Raw genomic sequence first — 681 nt, 5'->3', positions numbered from 1 at the left:
GGCCGGCACGGGCGGCGTCAACGGCACCCCCGGCGTGAACGGCACCCCCGGCTCTCACGGCACCCCCCGTACGGGCGAGGGCGCGGCGGCCCCCGCCGCCGGCGGCCCGGCTCCCGCGGGCACGCGGGCGACGGCCCGGTCGCGGCGGTTCCCCTCCGTCACCCAGGACACCGCCCGCCCCGAGGGCGCCGGCCGGGCCATCCCCGGTGCCGTGTCCACGCCCGCCCGCCAGTGGCCGGTGCTCAGCGTCCTCGCGGCCACCGCCGTCGGGCTGCTGACCACGGCGATGGGGCACCCGCGCGTCGGCTGCCTCGTCATCGGCATCGCCCTGATCGGGGCCGCGGTGCTGCGGCGGGCCCTGCCCTCGGTGGGCATGCTCGCGGTGCGCTCCCGGTTCACGGACATGGTCACGTACGGGGTGCTGGGCGTGGCGATCACCCTGCTGGCGCTGGTCATGGAGCCGAAGCCGGTGCTGCACCTGCCGTTCCTGGAGACCGCGGTCCGCTTCACCGTCCGCTGACCGCCGTACCGCGGTACGCCGGGACCTCCGCACCTGCGCCGCCGCGCCCCCGCGCCCCCCCCCCGGGGGGGGGGCCGGGGCCCCGCCCCCCCCCCCCAACGGGGGCCTTTCACCCAGGCGTAACCGCCGCCCGCCCCCTGCGCCCTTGGCACCCGGGGGGG

Annotated in this window: 1 protein-coding gene; it reads left to right on the top strand. The window is 80.2% G+C overall.

The features are described from left to right. Positions 1-520, top strand: a 520-nt coding sequence (locus tag WDV06_RS37050; protein ID WP_395514186.1) for a DUF3017 domain-containing protein, incomplete at its 5' end; no start/stop codon positions are given. Between the last annotated feature and the right edge of the window lie 161 nt (positions 521-681).

The organism is Streptomyces racemochromogenes (genome assembly GCF_044129415.1).
GTDB classification, from domain to species: Bacteria; Actinomycetota; Actinomycetes; order Streptomycetales; family Streptomycetaceae; genus Streptomyces; species Streptomyces racemochromogenes_A.
The sequence above is the reverse complement of the archived record's forward strand: the minus strand, read 5'-3'. Positions and strand labels throughout refer to the sequence as shown.